This window comes from Kitasatospora sp. NPDC023120 (assembly GCF_055560835.1).
In genome coordinates, this window is record NZ_JBVHHY010000073.1 from 1 (window position 1) to 5,639 (window position 5,639).

Genomic DNA, 5,639 nt, shown 5'->3' on the forward strand with positions numbered 1-5,639 from the left:
GGTCGACATTTCCGAACATCGCCGAGCTCGCCCCACCCGCCCGCGAGCAGTTCCTGACCCGGCTCGCCGAGCTCATCGAAAACGAGCACGGCGGCGCAGTCGATGACCCACGTCTGACGGCCGTCTACACCGCGGCCCGCACCACGACGTGATCGATCGACCAGCGCCAGCATCGACCGGCCGGCTCGACGCCCACCAGCAAGATCACGATCTACGGCTGGAGTACTAGGAGGGCAGCCGGTGACGTCCTTCCACGGCAGCGACCGCAGTCGGCGGTGCAACTCGGGCTGGTTGGCCTTGACCACCAGCAGGTAGTGCGCCTTCTTCTCCTCCACCAGGAAGCGCACGTGGGCGCGCTGGGTGTGCAGGGCGTCGGCCGTGACGGTGACCCCGGTCAGGTCGAAGGGTGCCAGCAGCGCGGCGAAGCAGGTGATTTCGTTGGTCTTGTCGGGAACCCGCAGCTGAGTGACGGCGGGGCCGTCGCCGGTCATCGCGGCCAGCAGGTGGGCGGCCGGCAACTCGCCGTGCCGGGAGCCTCGGGCGGCCCTTGCCATCGACGGCCACCGAGTCCGAGCCGGAAGGATCAGCGCCGGTCAGGTCGGCCAGGCCGCCAGGGCAGACCAGGCCGACAACCCGCCGGACCGTGGCGGCACTCGGTGCGACTCTCACGCCCAACGCTCCCACGACCCGGGCACCAAGGCGGACCAGGGTGTGCTGCGGAGCGTTCGCGGACCACTGGCCGATGGCCGCATACGAGCGCGCGCCGGCGACCACCGCCGAGGCGGCAACCAGCAGCATCGCCACGAACGGGTGACGCACCCCCCGACGCCGACGCGGATCCGGCAGCATTCGCAACCGCTCCACCAGCGACAATCCCCCCACGCGGGCGACTTGGTCAGGCAGGCGGTGGCAGACTGGCGGCACATCGAAGCTCCGGTGGTTCAGGGAGACTTGGGAAGGTCATCCTGTTCAACCGGAGCTTCGTTGCGTTCGTGACGGCTCGACCCGCACTCCTCGCACCGCCACGACCAGCGGACTCGCATGATCACTGTGACGTTGAAACGCCCCTGGGTACCACCCTGACGAGCCAATAGGTGCGGGAGGTCCGGCAAGCAGAACCGCCGCTCATGCGTTCCCTGCACGGTGTCATACCGTCACGACGCGCTGTGTGCTCCCATGGTTGGCGTGGCGTTGGCGACACGGGAGTCATCCTGGAACACTCGCCGCCTTCGAAGCGCCACCGGGCCCGCTGTGTCGTCAACGTTCACCACACTCAGCTGACCCACTGTCGGATTCGATGAGATGCGGCACCCCCGATATCAGTTCCGTCCGCGCCTCCGCCTATTCCAACAGGTGCGCCTTTCTCATCTTGTCAAGAAGTGCGTTGAAATCATCCCTCAGCTTGTGAATGTCCTCCGCATTTGAGTCCGCCTGTTTTTCCGCGCGCTGTGGAAGCGGTTCAATGCACCAATTGTTTGCGGGATCATCCAAGTCGTAGAGCGTCTGCCAAACTAGGTGATTGTCGGTAGTCAAGCTTCCAACGCTCTGGGGGTGGTTGTCCCAGGGATCCTGCTCGCCGGAGACCTTGAGCAGCTGGTTCGACGGGCCACCTATATAGGAGATCAGTCGATACACGAATCCATTGGCGCTCGTCGGCTTGACGGTTTGCCCTATCTTGTAGTGCTTTCCGTGACCCCAGGCAAGAGCCGCCGACCGCCTTCCACACGGGGCGTTCACCGCCCACCCGATCGGGCCTTGGCGCGCCGTTGCTCCGGTGGCATTGAGAAGCAGATCGCCCGGGCCGTAGAAGTTGCAGCTACCGGCAGACGCATTCCAGGGAGTTCCATCATGAACAATAGCGATTCGCCGCTCACCGAAGAGGTAGTTTCCAATCCAGGCTTCCGGAAGCATCAGAGCGCCGGGAACCGGACCGTTTTCGTACGCGGTTTGATAGTACGTGTGGTGATCCGCCGGGCTCACGAGGGACGTTTCGATCCGGCCCTTGATGGCGTCGGGAACCGTCTGGACTTGGGTGCGGAAGAGGGCGCTCCACTGGCCGTCCGGCGTGAGAGAGCCGTAATCCTGAATGATCGTGGAACCCGAAGCATCCCCAAGTTTGTTGACCGTTGAGAACTCAATCCTATATTTGCCCTCGCATCTCCATACCAAATGATCGAGCTCTTCAAGCGTCTGCCCGACCTCCTTCGGGAAATCAGGCATACCATCGGGGGGTTTACCGTTCTTTCCGAAAGTATGCCCGGCATGGACTGCTCGATAGTAGTATCCGTTTCCGGGCGTCTGCAGCTCGCCTTCCTCGATATCGACCCCTGTCCCCGCCTCGGAGATAAAATACTCGGGATATTTGGAATAATTGTTCGTAACTTTCAGGGTGGAAGGCCCTTTTTTGACGGCGCCATAGCCCCAGTATATTGAGTCCGAGGTGATAATCATATCCCCTCCGACTATAGCGATATTCCCGCCCTTGAACACCGACGGGGCATCCCCTTCGCCGTAGCAGCCGATGTACACGGCGAACTGTGGAGCTTCGTGATCGCAGCTGTACTGTCGGTGGCGGTTGTGCGCCGCGTGACACGAAACAAAGGTGCAGCCCAAGAATGAATTGTCATGAATTCCATCGCGCCCATTGGTTGCTGCAGAAACATTCATGGCCAGCATGGCATTTGTTTCATCATTGCCGTGACTGCCGATGTCGAGCCCATGCTGGCCATTGTTGGCGAGAACGCAATCACGTATCTGCGTGAGGTTGGCGTTGGCCGTCGGCCCGAAATCAGGCCCATGGCTTGCGTATATTGTCATTCCATTACGCCTGAAGGCGGAAACCCCCACTGTCTCGATCAATGGGCCGTGCGCCAGAACTCGTATGCCATCCATCTGCGGAGCCTGATGGAAGGTGGAGGCAAATTTCCCTTGGTCGGGATCCGACTTGAGAGTGAACTGGCGAAGCACAGCATAGTCTGCACGATCATTCGAGGGATCTGGAGCAGGCGGTCCGGAGGTCCAAGAGCCCACCAGGGCAATTGCACAATAAACAGTCTCCCCTGCAACTGGGCCGATACCGGTCGCAGTAGAGAGGTTGAAATCTCCTTTTTTCACATCTGCGAGTATGCGAGTATTTTCAGTGACGCCAAGACCAGCTCCCCCAGCTCCCTCCAGAATGCAATGGCGCCTGACAACAAGAGGCTTCGTAATCCGGTAGTCTCCCGGCGGAAGGTAGACGACTTTGCCATGAGTAGTGCCGAGTCGCATAGCGCAGTCGAGGGCGCTTTGGATCGCGCCTGTGTCGTCGTCTTTGTTGTTTCCCACCGCTCCGAAGTCGAGCACGCTCAGCCGTTTGTCGCGGCGGGGCCGGATTGTCACCGTGCCCGATTCATCGCAGTCACCAATCCAGTTCGGAGCGCTCACGCATTTGTCAATCTCATCCGCAGCGCGGACGATCTGTCCCGAACTGTTGACGCCAACGGCGCCGAACCTACCGCGGCCCAGGCGGCCGCTGAAAGCACCGCCTATTTGGACTTTGACGTCATCTCCAGCCCTTTTTGCCGGCTCCAGCGCAACCCCAAAGAACGGAATGGTATGTAACTCCTCGACCGCAGGGACAGTTACGGTGATCGGTTTGACAGCAGTTGGGAGGGTGACCGGTGATCCTGTGGTGCGGACCACCTGGCCGGCCTTGATCGGTTGTGCGGCTCGCACAATTACGATGTCCATCAGAACGTCTCTTCCGTCGAGGCCCCATCGGTCGGACGGGTCGGCGAGAGCGCGGCCGAAGCGCGCGAGCACACTCGACCTCGGTGCCGAAGGCCGGTACCTTCGGCAGTGCACGCAACACAACGCCGTTTGGGGGCCTCTTGCACTGTTTCCCCTTTCCACGCTAGGCGTGACCACCAGTCTGCGCACTTCGCCAAGGCCCGACGGCCGTCCCGACCGCGATCATGCTGATCAGACCGAGTGCATCCACGGCCGGGAGTTCGCCACCAGGGCTGGCTCCAACTCCCTGGCCAGCGCCACACCGAAGCGGTTGGGAGCACGATGTCGACGTCGGCGGCGTGAGCGTCTTCCTCGGGATGGACGTCAGCAAGACCGCTCACCATGGCCACGGACTCACCCCGGCCGGCAATATTGTCTTCGACAAGCAGCTGCCCAACAGTGAGCCGAAGCTGCGGGCCGTCTTCGACAAGGTGGTTGCAGAGCGCCCATTGGAGCTCGGGTGCCCTTTCGGCTGTACTGGCGCAGTTCATGGCATGGATTACACCGTCACGCGGCCATCCGCAGCCGCCCTACCGCTTCGTTCTCGGGCGGCTCCATGTCCAGGTGCCAGGTACCGAAGCGGCGGGTCTTGCTGGTGATGTACGGGGTGACGGTGGCCAGGTCCACCGGGTCCACCTCCCACCCCTCGTCGATAAGGTCATTGGCCACCTTCGTAATGTCCACCGCGGTATGAAAAATGAGGCAGTTCGCCAGCAGCTCGTTGAACTTGTGGAACGCCTCGACCTTGTTCGTCATCGCCTGGATCGACTCGCGCAGCTCCGGTTCCGACAAGAACCTGAGGAGCACGATCGTCCTCATGACCCGGCCGAGCTCGCGGTACGTCTGGTAGATGCGGTTGCGCTTGGGCTCGTTGCCCAGCCTGCGCAGCCGCGCGGCGGAGGACAGCCGCCCCACGCGGATCGACAGCACCACGCGCATGAGGTCCTGCCAGTGGTTCTCGATCAGCCGCCAGTTGATGACGTCCTTCTCCAGGTCGCCGAACAGCGGGTCGATGTGCTGGTACTTCATTGTGGCGCTGGGCTGGTAGAAGACCGGCGGACCTGAGTCTCGGTGCCATCAATCCGCAGTTTCACGCCCTCCGCCTGCGCGTAGGCGAACACGTCGGCCAGGGTCCGCAGCCGCACCCCGGGGCGGCCCGGGACGGCGAAGCCCCGCTCGGCACGCAGCGGGCGGATCTCACCGATCGCTCGGGTGATGATGGACCGCTCCAGGCCGTACAGCTCTGCGAGCGCGGCGTGGGGGAGCTGGGTGCGCAGGTGGACGAGGGCGACCAGCACCCTATCGGTGAAGACCAGGTCGTGCTTCGGTCCGGCGCCCGGCTGCTGTTTGCGCTGGCCGCCGCGCCGCTCGTGCAGCGCGGACTCGCACCGCGCGGTCCATGGACCAGCCAACTCCGCGACCAAAGCGCCGAGATGGGCACGGGAGATGCCCGTGAAGGAAGAGTGGGACAAGGCCGCACGAGTCCATTCCTTCGTCGTCACACACGAGGAACTCGTGCGGCCGCCTCCCCGTCACGCCCGGCCCGCTTCCCATCCCCGTTGACCATTGCTGGTGGGTACTTCCGGAACCTGAGCGGACGGAATCAAGGGTCCGTCACTTTGGGCGCGTTGCGGCGGTTCAGCCCAAGGGCTGGGCTTCACAGCCACCGCTTGGCTGCCTCGACACTGTCGCCGCCGCTGGTGTTGAACGCGATCGCGGCCCCTGGTGCATGCCGCCGGACCAGGTTCACGACCTGCTCGAAGAACGTCACAAGGGGTGAACCGCCCCGGGTTCGGTAGAGATCTCAGGTTGTGGTTGTGACCTGCGGTTTTGTGGTGGCAAGGTAGTAGTCGGTTTCGTACTCGACTGGC

General features: G+C 62.7%; 3 protein-coding genes and 3 pseudogenes. 1 reads left to right on the plus strand and 5 read right to left on the minus strand.

All coding sequences use genetic code 11. The features are described from left to right. The 3 genes and pseudogenes from ACZ3TI_RS40440 to ACZ3TI_RS40450 form a co-directional block, all read right to left on the minus strand. On the minus strand, positions 1–491 hold a 491-nt coding region (locus ACZ3TI_RS40440), incomplete at its 3' end, for a transposase (protein WP_465735522.1). A 130-nt stretch (positions 492–621) separates the two neighbouring features. Next, positions 622–849: pseudogene (locus ACZ3TI_RS40445) on the minus strand (transposase family protein); the annotation flags it as partial. Positions 850–1,341: 492 nt separating this feature from the next. Next, positions 1,342–3,729 carry a glycosyl hydrolase family 28-related protein gene (locus ACZ3TI_RS40450; protein WP_465735524.1) on the minus strand — a complete coding sequence of 796 codons (2,388 nt, stop codon included), beginning with the start codon at positions 3,727–3,729 and terminating at the stop codon, positions 1,342–1,344. 356 nt (positions 3,730–4,085) lie between these two features. Here ACZ3TI_RS40450 and ACZ3TI_RS40455 point away from each other — a divergent pair. After that, positions 4,086–4,211: pseudogene (locus ACZ3TI_RS40455) on the plus strand (IS110 family transposase); the annotation flags it as partial. A gap of 64 nt (positions 4,212–4,275) precedes the next feature. Here the strand turns inward: ACZ3TI_RS40455 and ACZ3TI_RS40460 are convergent. Beyond that, positions 4,276–4,797, minus strand: a complete 522-nt coding sequence (locus ACZ3TI_RS40460) for a Tn3 family transposase (RefSeq protein WP_465735526.1) — start codon at positions 4,795–4,797, stop codon at positions 4,276–4,278. A gap of 23 nt (positions 4,798–4,820) precedes the next feature. After that, a pseudogene (locus ACZ3TI_RS40465) lies at positions 4,821–5,270 on the minus strand (transposase family protein); the annotation flags it as partial. Between the last annotated feature and the right edge of the window lie 369 nt (positions 5,271–5,639).

What these genes read in the sequence shown, in the direction of transcription:
- ACZ3TI_RS40450 (WP_465735524.1), bottom strand. Translation starts at nt 3,729, where the DNA reads ATGGACATCGTAATTGTGCGAGCCGCACAACCGATCAAGGCCGGCCAG.
- ACZ3TI_RS40460 (WP_465735526.1), bottom strand. Translation starts at nt 4,797, where the DNA reads ATGAAGTACCAGCACATCGACCCGCTGTTCGGCGACCTGGAGAAGGAC.